The organism is Acidobacteriota bacterium (assembly GCA_016715115.1).
Classification (GTDB): domain Bacteria; phylum Acidobacteriota; class Blastocatellia; order Pyrinomonadales; family Pyrinomonadaceae; genus JAFDVJ01.
In genome coordinates this window covers 1,669,170-1,683,217 of the sequence record JADKBM010000016.1, presented here as the reverse complement: position 1 = coordinate 1,683,217, position 14,048 = coordinate 1,669,170, and the positions used below count along the sequence as shown (strand labels likewise).

At 54.8% G+C, this 14,048-nt stretch carries 10 protein-coding genes; all 10 read right to left on the bottom strand.

The window, feature by feature from the left end:
* Nucleotides 1-219: 219 nt before the first annotated feature.
* The 10 genes from IPN69_25130 to IPN69_25085 all read right to left on the bottom strand — a co-directional run bounded on the left by IPN69_25130 (nt 220) and on the right by IPN69_25085 (nt 13,996).
* Nucleotides 220-837: a hypothetical protein gene (locus IPN69_25130; GenBank protein MBK8813994.1), complete on the bottom strand. Its 618-nt coding sequence runs from the start codon at nt 835-837 to the stop codon at nt 220-222.
* On the bottom strand, nt 722-1,267 hold the full coding sequence (locus tag IPN69_25125; GenBank protein MBK8813993.1) for a hypothetical protein: 546 nt from the start codon (nt 1,265-1,267) through the stop codon (nt 722-724). Before IPN69_25125 ends, IPN69_25130 begins: the two co-directional genes overlap by 116 nt.
* A 253-nt stretch (nt 1,268-1,520) precedes the next feature.
* Nucleotides 1,521-2,465, bottom strand: a complete 945-nt coding sequence (locus IPN69_25120) for a hypothetical protein (GenBank protein MBK8813992.1) — start codon at nt 2,463-2,465, stop codon at nt 1,521-1,523.
* A 567-nt stretch (nt 2,466-3,032) separates the two neighbouring features.
* Nucleotides 3,033-4,067 (bottom strand): hypothetical protein, encoded by a 1,035-nt coding sequence (locus IPN69_25115; protein MBK8813991.1) that lies wholly within the window; start codon nt 4,065-4,067, stop codon nt 3,033-3,035.
* A gap of 96 nt (nt 4,068-4,163) precedes the next feature.
* The gene (locus tag IPN69_25110) at nt 4,164-4,640 is read right to left on the bottom strand and encodes a hypothetical protein (protein ID MBK8813990.1); all 477 of its coding nucleotides are present in this window, start codon (nt 4,638-4,640) and stop codon (nt 4,164-4,166) included.
* A complete protein-coding gene (locus IPN69_25105; GenBank protein ID MBK8813989.1) occupies nt 4,637-10,228 on the bottom strand; it encodes an RHS repeat protein in 5,592 nt (1,863 codons plus the stop codon). The genes IPN69_25110 and IPN69_25105 overlap by 4 nt, the downstream gene beginning before the upstream one ends.
* Before the next feature lie 68 nt (nt 10,229-10,296).
* The gene (locus tag IPN69_25100) at nt 10,297-11,325 is read right to left on the bottom strand and encodes a VCBS repeat-containing protein (GenBank protein MBK8813988.1); all 1,029 of its coding nucleotides are present in this window, start codon (nt 11,323-11,325) and stop codon (nt 10,297-10,299) included.
* A gap of 674 nt (nt 11,326-11,999) precedes the next feature.
* Nucleotides 12,000-12,647 carry a phage portal protein gene (locus IPN69_25095; GenBank protein MBK8813987.1) on the bottom strand — a complete coding sequence of 216 codons (648 nt, stop codon included), beginning with the start codon at nt 12,645-12,647 and terminating at the stop codon, nt 12,000-12,002.
* 188 nt (nt 12,648-12,835) lie between these two features.
* A complete protein-coding gene (locus IPN69_25090; protein MBK8813986.1) occupies nt 12,836-13,312 on the bottom strand; it encodes a TlpA family protein disulfide reductase in 477 nt (158 codons plus the stop codon).
* A gap of 96 nt (nt 13,313-13,408) precedes the next feature.
* The gene (locus IPN69_25085) at nt 13,409-13,996 is read right to left on the bottom strand and encodes a peroxiredoxin (GenBank protein ID MBK8813985.1); all 588 of its coding nucleotides are present in this window, start codon (nt 13,994-13,996) and stop codon (nt 13,409-13,411) included.
* Nucleotides 13,997-14,048 lie beyond the last annotated feature (52 nt).

The window sequence follows — 14,048 nt, the reverse complement described above, 5'->3', positions numbered from 1 at the left end:
GTTAATAAGGGATCCAAGACCTCGTCTTCATAGCTTTTAAGCTGTCCGACGAACTGCCTCGGAATCCCATGTATGGCCTTTTCAAACGTCTTTCATTTATTGAGATTATCTCTCACAATCAGTCGGAGCCGGCTGATATGCACGCCAAGCTTCAGTTGCCATAATTGACCCGGGGAATTCGGCTTATTTTCACCTGGTTCTCGTATCTCTGTCGGTCAATCAATTAACAAGCTTGTCAAGCACCCACCAGCAGTGGACATTGCGACAGTGCCAAAATGCACTTGCAGGCGCAGTCACTTTAACCATACTCACAAGATCCACGTTGACACGCAGCAATGTCCGCCAAAACAACACGAATACGAGCGTTGCGAACATAACGATGGATAGTACCAAACCAAAACAACTGTTTAGACGTTCCTCATATTTCACCTCGGCACTCTCATTCGTGATTGACTTCGCACCGCATTTGCCCATAACAATCTCCGAGCGCCTGTCGGTACCCTTCGTACCAGTCTGCCCAATCGGAAGCCACCGGATTGTTGCGTCGGATTCGTTTATACTCTGTCCAAAAGTCTTCTTTTCGCAGGTAACATCGACACCACTGTTTATCGCTTTCGGCCCAAATTGCAACCGCCCCCGCCAATCAGTACCTGCAGTTGCGCCTAACACCGCTCCTTCTGGTCCGCCAAGTGAACCCACCAAAGCACCGGCCCGGCCTGCCTTATAAGCAGCATAAGCTGCGATGCCAGCAGTGACGAATACAGAAACGGCGACGTGTTTCGTTTTTGCGCCAGAAGTCTTCTTTTGCCCGCTTGATTGCTTTACTAAGATCTTCAACTGCCTCACCAAGCGCAGTTAGAAACGCCTTCATTTCTTCCTCAGTTGGCTTATCAGGTTCCGAACAGGACCAAGTCTTTTGGGCCAGCGAAACACACTGTTCGAACTTCGGATCACCACCGCCCCCTCCTTCCCCAACATGGCCGCCATTGCGAACTCGAGAAACTCCAAAGAATATCCACCACCAACTTGCGAAAGTAGAAGCCCATGTGTGGACTTCCATCCTGAAAATCGGAGCTTCCTCGTCAAGTCCGCTCGGATCGACGAAATTCGTCGGTTGGCTTTCGACATACGAATACCGGTTCCAGCTTTGCGGATTGCCGACCGAGGCCGAACCGTTGTAGGGGTCGGGAGATGTCCAGCGGCCGGCGCGGTTTTCGTTCTTGCGGAACCACGTGTGGTTGAGGCCTGTCGCCGGGTCGTTGTTCAAATCACGCCGCGTTGTACGATCCAGATGAAGACGGCCAAGATCGCCACAACGCCGATCCATTTCCAAAAAGTCACGTTTCCGACGAGAGTGCTCTGCCTGCCGTAACCGAAGAAAGGATACGCCAGAATCATCGCAATTATTATCCAAGCCGTATGCGGATCGTCGCACTTCTGCTCCGAAAACATAGACGAGAAAAACATCGCTATGCCAAAGACAAATGGGATCAACAACAAATCACTGAGCCGAAAAGAGTTCATATTCTGCCTCGATATCCCGATTCTGCCCGGCACGTCTCGATTGCAGCGCGCCTAGTCGGCTCGAAACTGTCGCGGTTGAATTCGTCAAGTTCTACTTTCCAGTCCCAAAGTGCAACGGCACTTCCACCCAAAGCTCCTATTCCCGGACCGGCGGCGGAAAGTAATCCCAAACCTGCACCAAGACCAACCTTTACTTTCCACTTTCCAAAGTGCTTGTCCATAAGGTTACTTAGCTGTCGCCTGACCTCCTTCATTTCACGCTCGAAACATTCGAGAAACTTCTTTTTCTGTTCTCGCTCACGTAAAGCAAGCTTCCGTCCGAAGTTGCGAGCCGCCTCCCGATCCTTTTGAGCCTGACAGACTGTCGGCCATGGAGGACACTCATCTCCTCCTCCGCCGCTTCCGGGATTGCCGGCGGTATCGAACGTTCCTCCTCCCGGAACTCCGCCACCAAATACGAAGCAAACGGTCTCGGTATGAGCGTACGTATGTCCTGGTTGATTGTCATAACCTCCGTAGGTCACAATGTCAAAACAGACATAAAAACTCAACCCACTCGGATCAACAAAGTTCGTCGGCTGGTTTTCGACATACGAATACCGGTTCCAGCTTTGCGGATTGCCGACCGAGGCCGATCCGTTGTATGGGTCGGGCGATGTCCAGCGTCCGGCGCGGTTTTCGTTTTGCGGAACCAGGTGTGGTTGAGCCCGGTCGAGTCCTTCTCGGTCAGGCCGTAGCCCTGCCGGTTCGAGGCCGGAGCGCCATAGCCTTGGGTTCCGGTTCTGAGTCCGATGCCTGATTCGATCTCCTCGCCGAACGCCTGATGATCGGTTCTCGATTTCACAAACCCGCCGGCGTTGACACCCGCGCGGACCGAGCCTTGCCAGTCCTGCAGATAGAACCTGACGCTGCCCTCGTCTTGCGGAACAGTCCCGCCGTATTCGGCGACGAGTTTCCCGAACGCGTCATAGATCACGAATTGCCAAACATCATCGACCTTCTCGGCCACACGGTTCCCGAGCGCGTCGTAAACCGAAACCGGATCAATTCCGATGGTTGATGCCAAGTCTTCTGGACTCTTCAGTAGCGCGGAGTTGACGTACTTCTCACAATCCAGGCACCTCCGAAAAGTGCCCAAAGCGAGAAGTAAGCTGGCGCAAGCATATAGCATCCGAATATGCTCCGGATAGCTTCAGCCGGACCATTACCAAAGAAAGAACCAACTTCCTCGTTCGGCCCCAAATTCCACATATATGACATACCGAACAACAAGACGCAGCCTGCCAAACAGGTCCCAATCAAGAAAGCAAGGCAAAGAGATCTAAATATGAACTGTTTACCGAAAATGACAAAAGCGACGATCGGAATTAAAGGGTAAAACAGTACCAAGATTGAATAAACTAGAAGATCCATTGACTCATACCTCAATCAAGAATATGCGAACGAAGCCAAATGGTATCGAAAGCGCTAAGAATCCATCCACAACTTCTTCATGAAAGCGCTAAACACTACCACGATCGAAAGCGGCTAACTCCCGGAAACGGCTTTAGCTCGCCATAAGCATCCAATGAACACTTATCGTGAGAATCCTCGACGTCTTTGACAAAGTCGTCGCCGGCTTTCTTGATGTCGAAGACATTGTCAATCAAACCAGACACAGCCGCCGTTGTCAGAACTCCGATTCCTCCGGTGATAAGAGCAACATAGGCACTCCGCGTCAAAGCGCCGCCCAGCGCGCCCGAAAGCAAACCTATCACAGCGGTAAAGGCACCTTTGATCACGACTTTCCCAACGAGATCGATAATCGTCCCCTTCCATCTTTCATAATCCTTTCGGACTCGCTCTTTCATACATTTCTCATACTTGCGGTCGGCATCGCTTCCGGTAGGGTAGGGCCGATCCCTACCTAATTGATTAAAGCCTCCTCCGCTCCCAGGGTTCACACTTCGAGGATCCCGAGTGCCAACCCGGCTATTCTCAAACGTACACACGTAGACGTAACCGGCACGCGCCCAGTCAAATCCGCATTCTCCGCCCTCGCCAAGAGAGCAAGTAACCGGAACAACAAAACGCAACTCACAATGCATCGTCAGCAAACCGCTCGGATCGACGAAATTCGTCGGCTGGCTTTCGACATAAGAATAACGGTTCCAGCTTTGCGGATTGCCGACCGAGGCCGAGCCGTTGTACGGGTCGGGCGATGTCCATCTTCCGGCGCGGTTTTCGTTTTTGCGGAACCAGGTGTGATTGAGCCCCGTCGAGTCCTTTTCGGTCAGGCCGTAGCCTTGCCGGTTCGCTTGCGGCGCGCCGAAGCCCTGGGCCGTCGTTCTCAGGCCGACACCGGATGCGATGTCCTCGCCGAACGCTTGATGGTCCGTTCTCGATTTGACGAAACCGCCGGCATTGACTCCCGCGCGGACCGAGCCTTGCCAGTCCTGCAAATAATACTTGATGCCGCCCTCGTCCTGCTGCGGATTCCCGCCGTATTCGGCGACGAGTTTCCCGAAAGCGTCATAGATCACGAATTGCCAAACATCATTCACCTTCTCGGCGACCCTGTTCCCCAGCGCGTCGTAAACCGAAACCGCATCGGGCGAATTCGCCGTGGTCGCACGGTGCGGTCAGTGTCAGCTTAAAAGCTAATCGTTCGGTGCAGTCTTTACCTCGCAATTCTCATCGTTGAGGTTCAGAGCGATAATCTCATCTTCATCGACAAGTGCATTAGATTTTCCGGCTTGGGAGACATTCGATCCAACATAAGTTTCGTCCAGCTTCTCGAGAACCCAGAATGCCAATATTGCGATCAACGTTAAGAAGGCATCGACGATCGAGTGCTTACCCGGATAAACCACAAACCGATGGGGTAGATCGATTCCTGTGCCAAGCACCGCCAACACTACCAAAACCAACATCCATGTAAACCAATATCTCAGTCGGCGAAACATCACAAATGCTAATGCCAATAAAGAGAATGTTAAGAGCGTGTTGGCGTAAAACTCCATTGATTGGAGCTGCTCTGTTCCTAGCTCAGACCAAAGCGGCAAACCAATAAAAAGCGCAGAGAAGATTACAAAAGCCCAAACCATCGTCGCTTTGAACTCACCGTGTCTGTTCATGCTCGCCCCACCTTCGGTAGATATTCGCTGCATTCTTTGCCACACTTATTCGGTATGTGCTTTCTGCATTCGTTTTCAATAGCGACTGCTTGTTGGGTAGTATCGTACAACGCGTAAACCGCACCCAATACCGCGGCTCCCCAGAATGCTTTCGTAACTACAAATTTCAATATCTTCTTGACACTCAGGCCTCTCAGGGAGTCAAGCGTAAGGAGAGTGCCTGGTAGTCCAAGAGTGTCCTTCACAACATTCCAGGACACATTTTCATTGAAATACTTTCGTGCGCTGTTTTCACATTCACGCTCCTCTCTCTTAAGGCAATCAAGATTGCACCAATCACTTTTGCAACCCCCAGTTGATGACGGGTCATTCGACGCCGGTCCAGCCGAATCGACGCCGCCCCCTAGCTCGCCGCCTGAGGTGCCGATGCCAGGATCATCGTTGACTATCCACCAGCCGGTCAGTGTGCAGACAGTAACAAACCAATCGATATATAGGACTGGTTCGCAAGTGTACATTGGAATCGCCATCCGCAGACCACTCGGATCGACGAAAATCGTCGGCTGGCTTTCGACATACGAATACCGATTCCAGCTTTGCGGATTGCCGACCGAGGCCGAGCCGTTGTAGGGGTCGGGCGATGTCCAGCGTCCGGCACGGTTTTCGTTTTTGCGGAACCACGTGTGGTTGAGCCCCGTCGAGTCCTTTTCGGTCAGGCCGTAACCTTGCCGGTTCGCTTGCGGTGCGCCGAAGCCCTGGGCCGTCGTTCTCAGTCCGATGCCGGATCCGATGTCCTCGCCGAACGCCTGATGATCGGTTCTCGACTTAACATATCCCGCGGCATTCACACCCGCGCGGACCGAGCCCTGCCAGTCCTGCAAGTAATACTTGACCCCGCCCTCGTCTTGCGGGACGGTCCCGCCGTACTCGGCGACGAGCTTCCCGAAAGCGTCATAGATCACGAATTGCCAAACATCATTGACCTTCTCGGCCACGCGGTTCCCGAGCGCGTCGTAAACCGAAACCGCGTCGGGCCTGTTTGCTTCCGACGCCCGGACAGTGCGTCCGTTGGCATCGTACCCGTAGCCGAGATTGCGGAACTTGCCGTCGGTAACGACCTGTCCATTGTCATTGTACGCCGTCCCCGACGCGCTTGTGAAGCGGTTTTTCGCCGGGTCGATGTCGCCGGGTTCGATCGGCGTGAAGACGATCGGCGTGTCCTGTCCGGTCGTCGGGTTCGACGTCGCCTTTCTGAAAAGGTTGCCGAAACGGTCGAATTCGAAGACCTGTTTGTAGGACAACGCTTCGTTGTCGCCGCGCGTTTCCCTCGCTTCCTTCAAACGCCCGACCGAATCGTAACTGAACTTCTGCGTCCACTGTTTTTGGCTGCCGATGTAACTGACTACGCTCTCGAGTTTGCCGTTGTTTTTCAACTGGCTCTGCGGATTGAGTTCGCCGAATCCGTATTCGTATTTCTGCAGGACCTCGGTCCCGCGTTTCAGATCCTGCGACTTCATCTGAAGCCGTTCGTTGAAATCGAAGTTCTGAACCGTCCCGTTGCCGAGCGCGATCTGGGTCGGCAGCGTTTTGGCGCCGAACGTGACGCCGCTCAAATACGTCCGATCGGCGTCGGCGACCGATGACATCCGGCCCTTGGCGTCGAACCCGTTGGTCACGATCCGGCCCGATGGATATCTCTCGGACGTGAGCTGTCCCGCGAGATTGTAACCGTATTCGAGCTGATAACTCTGATCGCCGATCTTCTGCTGATGCTTCACCAGCCGCCCCATCAGATCGTAATCGTAGAGCGTTTCGGTCGCGGGCGTCGCCTGCGTTCCCGTGACGGCGGCCGTGGTAACCTTCGTCAGCGCGCCGATATTGTGGAATCCGGATCGCGCCTGATCGTAGTAGTAATCGACGTCGGGCGTTTCGTAGCCCGATTCTCCCTCGTAAGTCACTTTCTTCAGCCTGTTCAGACCGTCGTACTGCATCGCGGTATGGACTCCGTTGGCGTCGTACGCGTCGGTCAGAAGACCGTCTTCGTTGTAAGTGAGGACTTTCGTCCACAGACCGCCCGTGGTGACCTTCGTCCCGGCGTCGTTGAGCGTCGCATTCGCCTCGACCTGCCGCTCGTGCGTCAGGCGCGAGAGCGAATCGTATTTGAACAGGCGTTCCTGCGTGACGGTTCCGTCCGACTGGGTAACCTTCGAAAGATTGTCATTCGCGTCGTATTCATAATAGGTCGGCTGGTTGGGCGACGCGACCGCACCGAGACTGCCGTTTGCGTCAGGTTCATCGACGCGAACGGTCCGGCCGAGCGAGTCCGCCACTTGCCTACGTTTCTTCCCCGCCTGATCGGTGACCGTCACAAACGTCTTGTTGAAGCCGGAAGGCGTGGTTGATATCGTGCTGAATTCGGTCGAAACCGTTGTCGTGTCCTGAAGCTGGACGCTGGTTGCTCTGCCGAGCGTATCGTAGTTCAGGATCTTCGTGTACGCGGTGCCGCCGGGAGAACCGGTTGGCGTCGAAGCGAAAAACGGATTGAAGCTCTTGACCGGTCGTCCTGAATTGTCGAATTCACTTGCCGAAATGCTCCAGCCGTCCGGAGTTTCCGAAGCGCTTCGGAAACCGAACCCGCGGCCGTCGAAATAGCTGTAGCTCTGGACGGACTTGTTCGCGTCGAGCGTCGTCGTCGTGCGCACGAATCCGGGAACGAGATCGCTCGGATTCGAGACGAGTTTGTCGCTGTACTCGGTGAGAACGTAGCCGCCGTTCGGATAGACGGTCTTTTTCTGCCGGAGCGTGTCGGACTCATACTGGTAATCGGTGGTCTGGTTGTTCTCATCGACGGTCGTTTCGGTCAGGCCGGTATTGTAGTCGTAGGTCGCCTGCGTCGTAAGCTGCGAGGCGTCGCCGTTGATGACCTCGACCGGCCAGGCGTATTTGTTCGTGCTCGAATAAGTCCATTTCTTGAGCTGACAGCAACTTACCGGCGCTTCTCTAAGGTTGCCGACATTGTCGTATTTCATGACGTCGGTTTTCGCCAATGGATCGTTCTCGTTCGTCGCGTCCGCGAATTGCTTGACCTCGGTCACGTTGCCGCGATATCCGGTCGTCGAATTGTAGCCCGGAATCGAGAAACAGCAATTCTGACGCGTTCCGGAACATCCCGGTTCGCAATACGTCTGGCTCGATCCGGTTGCCGGGTTGTAGGAGATGTTGTACATTTCGCCGACATCGGCGTTCGAATAGGTGAAAAGCGACTGCGTGTCGTAGTTATAGTCGGTTCGCGCAACGGTCGCGCCGCCGGCGATGACGCGAACGGATTTCGGGAGATTAAGGTGACCGTTGTTGATGTAGGACGCGCCGGTCTCGTACGTCGTAACAGTGTTTCGAAGAAGCGTACCGTTGCTGCCGGCCGCAGCGTAGTCGTGTTCCTTTACCTGGCAGACGTTGTTGTAAGCGCAGGCGACATTGTTGAGATCGACGTATTCGAGGACGATCGCCTTTGTCAGCCCGGCGTCGTTGGTTACCTCGGTTCGCTTGACCCGCGGATTGTGGCGCCCCCAAACTGTCGAACCTTCTTCCCAGGTGTAAGCCGTTTTCGAAAAGACATTTCCAGAGGAATCCTTGAGGGAAGTTTGCGTGATCAGGCCGTCATTCCATGCCGCCGTATTTCTGTTCGCGATGGTTTCGGAGACCGCTCCGTCCGGAGTCGTGATCGTCGTCGTTCGGGTCGAGGTTTCGTCAACAACGTTGAAGTACGTCTCGGGCGGGTTGCCGTCGCTGGTCCGTCCCCGCCACTCGTCGATCCGCTTGTTGTATTTCGGCATGTCGCTCAGCGTTGACGACGGCGGTTCGGTATCGGTCCCGGGATAGTTGTATTTCGTCCACGCGGCCCATTGACCGTCGCTCGTTATCGTTCCGGTCGTTGTCAGGCTGTTCGTGCTCGCGACCATTCCACGAAAGCTCGTGATGCGGTAGATCATTCCGTACGAGCTTGAGTAATCGTATTTGTAACCGGTATTCGTCGCCGGAAAATAGACATACTTCAACACCTGAAGCTCTCCGCCGTAGGGAACCGTAATCGTGCCGTCAAATCGGTTTTCGTACTGAAGACTGAGCGATTCGTAATAAAAGCGAATCGTTTGACGGTCAAGCGCCGGATCGCTCGTCTGCGAGTTCGGTCCGCTTCCGTAGCCCGGAACGGTAACCGCGACGAGTTTGTTCGAGGAGTCGTAGTGAAAACGGATATATCGGCTGAGAGTGTCGCGAACATAATCGAGGCGTCCGGACGTGTCCTTGTAAACCGTCGAAATGAAGTTGCCGTGACGGTCGGTGATCGATGTCGGAAAGTGGCGCGAACTCGACCCCGAAGTTCCTTCGGTCCAGTAACGGACCTTGGTGCCGCCGGGGAAAGTCGCGGTGTACCCGTCCACGCGGATAAACGAGCCGTCGGCGGTCTCGTAGTGCGTTTGTCCGTTTACCGTAACCGGATTCAGCTGGTGCCGGGTCCCGTCTGGATCGGTCAGCGAGTACGGGACTACGGTCTGATTCGCCGGATAATTGACATCGAGATATCCGAAGCTGAGATTGAATCCCGGCGCGAGCCAACTGCCCTCGACATCGTAAATGTAATGGCTACCGTTCGAATTGTAAGATTTCGTCCAGATTCGGCTGTTGTAGGTCGCGCCGATCGAGGCGTCGATTCCGCGACCCGATATTCCGGCGACCGGCAGCGAAAAACTATAATCGGCGATGCCTGCGCGTTCGCGCGAGCGGATCGCCGCGGCCGGCGTTTTGGCGCTCGGCTCCACCTGCCCGAGCGGGTTCCCGAGGTTGTTTTCAGGCGTGAACAGATAGCCCTGTTCGTTATCGGGAATCTGACTGAAAAGCGGTGACGAACTTGCGCCATTTGAAACCGGCCGCTCGACGATTGATACGTCAAACGATTGCGTGACGCTTCCGGCGGAGACCGTAAGCTTTGATTTGCCCAGCTTGACGGCAATCGCCTGTGAGGCGTCGATCTTGAGAATGTCGGGACTCGACGATTTCCACTGGGGCGTCAATCCCTGAACCGCCTCTCCCTTTTTGTCAACGGGCATCGCGGCCAATTCCAGCAAGTCCCCGACGGCGATCTGAACCTTTGGCTTGAGTTTCGTTTGAATCCGCTTCACCTTTCTCAAAAGCGGCGCCGAATCGGGCGGCTTGACCTCCGGTCCGGCCGATAGCGGTTCGGCGAATCGATCATCCGGTTTGGATCCGATTTCGGCTTGCGCTTCCTGAACCCGATTTGCCGCACGATAGGGCGTTAACCACGCTTCAATCCCCGCGCTTGCCGAACGATAGGCCTCGGCCCAGACCGGCAGTTCTTCGTTGACCGGTCCGATTCCCGGAATACCGGTTTCAACCCGATTCCAACCGTAGGTTGAGATCGTGAACATCGGCGAAAGCATCGCGCAGATCATAATCGATGCCATCCATTGCCGCGCGGTGATACCGAGAGTGATGATTCTCTTTGTTTTTGCGATAAATTTGCGACCCGTCCGGGCGATATTGCGGAGACGACTTATATTTTGTGAACGCATTTTCTTAACCTCGTAAGTCCTGAGCCAGTACCGATTTGGAATTGGTCGTGAGATCGATCGATTCCTGTCTAACGCCAGTTTGCCGGGACGGGGATGTCGCCGCTCAGCCCGAAGGTCTGAGCGCGCATTGTTCCGTCCGACGAGCGTTTTATGTACCAGACGCCGGTTGACGGCCTCCAGACCGCGATGTCCGCCTTTGAATCGGTGTCGAACGAGTCGACGTAACGGGCGGGAACGACGACATCGCTGCCGACGCCCCACTGCGGCGTCGCGATGCTGCCGTCCGAACTGTACCGAATGCGCCAAACCGTATCGCTTGAACGCCAAGTTGCACAATCAGCCTTCCCGTCGCCGTCGTAATCCGCGACGACGGGCGTGTCGCCGTTCGCGCCGATCGAATAGGAGGCGTTTTGCCCGTTGCTTGATTGCAGAACCCAGAAAGTCGCGCTCGATTTACGCCAGATCGCGTAATCGGCTTTTCCGTCGCCGTCAAAGTCGGCCGGAACCGGAACGTCGTTTGCGGTTCCAAACTGCTGCGAGATCGAGGCGCCGTTTGAGGATTTCAGGACATACCATGTCTGATTCGAAGGACGCCAGACCGCGATATCCGATTTGCCGTCACCGTCATAATCGCCGATTGCGGGAAGGTCGCCGTTGGTTCCGTAGGCGGGATAGGCGCTTGCTCCGTTTGAGCTGTAGATGATGTACCAGGTGCCGGTCGATCCGCGAAAGACGCAAAAATCCGTCTTGCCGTCTCCGTCGTAATCGCCCGGCGCCTCCTTGTCGGTAGAGACTCCCCACTGTTGGGACGTTGTCTGTTGCGAGACGGAATTGAGGATATACCAGGTGCCGCTGGACGGTCGCCAGACAGCGAGGTCGGACGGCGCTTCGTAAAACGGTTCAACGGTCGAAAGAAGCGCGCTCCCGGCATAAACGTATTCGCGGGCCGGTCTGTTTGCGGGCATCGAGGGGGGCGTGCCGGTCGGCATCGCCGCCGTGACGGATCGCGCACTGCGCCATGTCGCGATCGAGCCGATGCCGAATGTCGAAACGACCAGCAAGGCAAGTACGATCAATGCCCGCTTTGCGTTTCGCATCTCGATTTGGCTTGTTTTCGGTTTGTCCGAACCGGTCGGGCCTCGGCCGTTTGTGCGACAGGTATTTCGCCGGGAAATATGTTTCTTTTTCATAATCGTCACCGTGTGATGTGTGACCAACGGGGGATCGGAGAGATCGACGCGGTGTTTGCGAAAGGTCAATCATCCGTTCACCAACTTTCTGTTGGTCTTGACTATTTGATTCGGGAAACGGAATGTCCTAAAATGCGGGTTGTAGTGGTGCATCTTTGGGACGTTCCGTTTCACTGATAAACCTGAAATCCCGGACGGTAGTTAGCGCTACCGTCCGGGATTTTCTATTTCATGTATTGCAAAGATCAATGAAAAAAGCGGCCCGACGCGATTGGCGTCCTGCCGCTTTTCTGAAACTCGTTGTGACTGGCTTGCGGGCCGATGGCTGAAACCGTGGAAGGTTCGCAATACTTCAATGGGTTGTAGGAGCGACTGAACACCAAACACCTCGCAAAGTGACCGATCCTTCGCGCTATGCGCCTTTGGATCTTCTTTTCGGATTCGGCAACAACTGTTTCGAATCCGGCGAACCGTCGTTTCCCGACGACGATTCTGTTTCAGTCTGAATTAAGTGAAAACTATCACAAGCCGGTTCCGCGTGTCAACAACTTTCTTGCGTCATCGTAATTTTGCCGCCATACTCAGTCGGATGCGACGGATGTTTGGTCCGGCTGATTGTCTTCGGCTGAAACGCGGGTTTGCCAGATGCTCATCGGAAGCGGACCGTCCTTCGTGTTGATGATAGGTTCGTCGGCGAACGGGAACTTGTTTGTGTCGAGCGGTTTCTCTCCCGTGCGGGTACGGGCTTCGTTGATCGACGCCCAGGGTTGGTTTCCGGTCTGCTGCTTGGCGATCAGCGCCTGCTGCTTTTCGTCCTTGCGGTGCATGATCGGGTACGAGAACTCGATATTGACTTCGCCGAGATACGAATAGCGATCGAGAAACGCCGCGTTCTCGGCTTCGATGATCCGAACAAGGTCTCCTTCGAGCGACTCAAGATCGTCGTTCATCATCGACTCGGTATTCGCGCGCGAGGTGTCGACCGCCAGTTTCAGTTTCGCGGTCGACATATTGAAGACGGCCGCGACCTGCCGGACAAACCACTCGCATCCGTCAAGGATCTTCAGTTCGTCCGCCGTGCCCGAAAGATTGAGAACGCGCGGATCCTTGGTTCCGCCGAGCACGGCGAGTTTGTCCTTGACCTGATTGATCTGATATTTGAAGTCGTCGACCTGTTTCTGCGTCACGCCTTCGCCGAGCGAGATGAGTTTTTCGCTTACCTGCTGCAAAAGGGGCGAATTACCAAGTCGACAACCTCCGGACACTCATCTCAAATCGCTTTCCGTTCGAAATAGCGAGCGAATCGTGCCCTCGGTTAATGGCCATCGCAGATGCCATCCGTTAGACACATAAACGGCGTTCGCCCCGGAACCTGAATCAGGTTTCGGGGCGAAACTGCGTTTCATTCGGCTTGATCCTAAGCTCCGGCTTCCCGCGCGCTTGGGAACATCTTCTCAAGCGCACCGGTCAGCACTCCGACTCCGAACTCGCCCGCGGCGCGGGACTTGAGTTTTCCTTCGGAGTCGAAGAGATAATAGACCGGAACCCACCCTTGCTCGTTCTGGAAAACATCCTTCAACTTGTGCAGATTATCGACCGCGCAGATATCGTCGATCGAATGTTCGGCGATCGTTGATTTTACGGTTTCCAAATTCGTGTCGGCTTCGTAACGCGGCATATGGATCGCGACGGCGCGCAGGCCATTGTCCGCGTACTTGGCTTTCAATTCTTTGAGCTTCGGCATATTTTCCTTGCAGATGCCGCAGCTCGTCGCCCAGAAGTAAACCAGCGTCGGCTGTCCGTTCACAAGAATTTCGGCATCGCTTTGCGTTCCGCCGATCCAATCCGTCGCGCCCTCAAAATTCGGCAGCGCGTCTCCGATTCTCATTGGCATAACTTTTGTTTTCGGATTTGGGATTTGTGATTTCGGATTTCTCCGGTCGAAAGAAATCCGAAATCCCAAATCGCCAATCCCAAATCACCTCAACAATCAGACTTTCAAATTCGCTTGTCCCGGCGACCAGTTGGCGGCGCACAGTCCGCCCGTCTGAAGACCCTGCAGAACGCGGAGCGTTTCGTCGACCGAGCGTCCGATGTTCAGATCGTGAACGACCGAATACTGAAGAACGCCGTCCGGATTGATGATGAACAGTCCGCGAAGCGCGATATTCGCTTCTTCGACGAGAATGTTGTACTTCGCGGCGAGGCGGCCGGCGACGTCCGATGCGAGCGGATAACGAAGTCCCTCGATACCGTTCTGGTCGCGCGGCGTCTTGATCCAGGCGCGGTGCGAGTGGACCGAGTCCGTCGAGATGCCGATGACTTCGGCGCCGACGCCGTTGATCTCATCGAGGCGATCCGAGAACGCCGTCAGTTCGGTCGGACACACGAAGGTGAAATCAAGCGGATAAAACATCAGGATCAACCATTTCCCCTTGTAATCCGAAAGCTTGACGTTTTCCTTCAACGTTTCGAGGTTCTTCGTCGACGGCAGATTGAAATCCGGCGCCGGCTTTCCGACTTTGGCAAACGCCACTTCATTTACATTTTCCGTTGCAGTACCAGTTGCTGATGACATAATTTCTTTATCTCCCTATTGTTCTAATTATCTTTTTGCTAACTTTTCGTCG